Consider the following 1979-nt stretch of genomic DNA (forward strand, 5'->3'; position numbering starts at 1 on the left):
AAGGCGGTGGCGGTCTGCCATAATGCGGCCGTCCCAAGCGCCCCCTATCCTGAAGTCGTCCCATGCTTTTGAACGATCCTTTCACCTTGTTGCTGCTCGTCACGCCGTTCGGATTGATGACGGCGATTCTGTTGTGCCTGTCGTGCATGAGCCTCAGCGGACACAACACGTCACTTTACTGGTGGCTTGCCGGTGACATGGTGCTGACAGCCTACCGTCTGGCCGACATTCTTCAGCCCGGCCTTTTACCTGCGGATTACGCCTGGCTGGGAATCTTCTCGCCCGAACAAGCGCTGTTGGCCAGTACCGGCCTGTTGTTGGTGGCCATCGGTTGCCATACGGCGGCGCTGATTCAGTTTCATGAACGTACCGGCGAGCGTTATTTTCACGCCACCGTGGTTTTGATGCCTGCGCTGCTGTACAGCGTGATCGCGTGGCTGACCCTGCACTCGTCCTGGTTGTTGCCCTGGTTTTCGTTCATGGCACTGCTGACCATCGGTTACCAGTTCAAAGTCGCGCTGGGACTTAAGGACCGTTATCGCGGTGCATGGGGGTTGCTGGTCGGGCAAGCGGTGGTGATGTATTTCCACGGGACCTCGGCAGTTCAACTGATTGTCGAGCCAATTGCTCCGCTGCCATTTGACGAGCCGGATCTGCTGTCGAGAGGAGCGCTGGCCATGGATTTCATGATCTCGTTTCTGTTTACCCTGAGCTTCGCCTTGATGCTTCAGGAGCAACTGCGCATGCAGTTATATACGCTGGGTGTGACCGACGCGTTGACCGGTGCGATGAATCGTCGCGGCGCCGCGACCACGCTGGACAAGGAATGGACTCAAGCCTCGAAGGGTAGATACCCGATGGCAGTGGCCATGATCGATCTGGACAATTTCAAAGTCATCAATGACACGTTCGGTCACGCAGTCGGCGATCGGGTCCTGCAGTGCTTTGCCCAGGCCGTGTTCACGCTCAAGCGCAGCCCGGATGTGTTCGTGCGCTGGGGTGGCGAGGAGTTCCTGCTGGTTCTCCCGCGCACCAGCGTGCAACAGGCACAAAGCTTGCTCGACCGCCTGCGTGATGCGCTCGACGTCCGCGAGCTGGAGCCGGGGCTGTCACTGCGAATCGCTTTCAGCGCAGGGCTGGCCGAAGCCACCACCTGTCACCATGAAAGCTTCGAGGGCCTGCTGCGCGCCGTCGATCGAGCCTTGTATCGCGCCAAACAGCATCGTGATCGGATAGAACGGGTCATCACGGCTGATCTTTGACAGGGTCTGCCAACCTCGATCAGGGTTTCCCGCATCATTCTCGGAACGGTCCGACAGATTATCCTGAGCATCGCCTTTAGCGTCATCACCCCTGCATTGCGCAGGTGTTCCGTGATGAACCAGAGGACCTCGTATGATTCCCACCGCACGCCAGGGCGACCTGCATGTCTGTCCGATACCCGGACATATTCCCACGCCGATTATCACCGCCTCCGGCGATGTACTCGCCAACTCATCAGGGATCGCCAGGGTCGGTGATGTCTGTGCGTGTGGAGCAGTGATCGTCGCGGGCTTTCCCTCGATCATGGTCAACGGTCGCCCCATGGCGCATCTCGGCAGCCCCACCAGCCACGGTGGCATGATCGTCAACGGCAGCCCTGATGTAGGTGGTGGGTTCAGCACAGGTAGTGGCGCAGCGAGCGTCATCGATTTCTCCCGGCTCGGCATTTTGCGCAGTGATGGAACGCTGGATGAACAGCAACTGGATACGCTGTTGAGCGATCCGGACTTGCCGGGCAGGGCTGAAGAGGCGGGGGCGTTGGTGTCTGAGTCGCATGTGCGATAGCCCGCAAATAACTGTGCATGTGCGGGGCTGCTGTCTGGAAGACAACTGGCCTGGATCCGCTCAGGCGGTCGTCGCTTTCATAAGTGCTCGCAGCGGTGTAACGGCTCCGTTCGCAAGCATTGGGTGCTGGCATTTCTGACGCTTGAAAGGCT

The 1979-nt window shown here is 59.2% G+C and carries 1 protein-coding gene and 1 pseudogene; both read left to right on the forward strand.

Annotation, left to right across the window (positions count from 1 at the left end; all coding sequences use genetic code 11):
* Positions 1-62 precede the first annotated feature (62 nt).
* The gene (locus BZK31_RS28570; protein ID WP_083186481.1) at positions 63-1262 is read left to right on the forward strand and encodes a GGDEF domain-containing protein; all 1200 of its coding nucleotides are present in this window, start codon (positions 63-65) and stop codon (positions 1260-1262) included.
* Between the two features lie 133 nt (positions 1263-1395).
* A pseudogene (locus tag BZK31_RS28575) lies at positions 1396-1806 on the forward strand (PAAR domain-containing protein); the annotation flags it as partial.
* Positions 1807-1979 lie beyond the last annotated feature (173 nt).

This window comes from Pseudomonas floridensis (genome assembly GCF_002087235.1).
Taxonomy (GTDB): Bacteria; Pseudomonadota; Gammaproteobacteria; order Pseudomonadales; family Pseudomonadaceae; genus Aquipseudomonas; species Aquipseudomonas floridensis.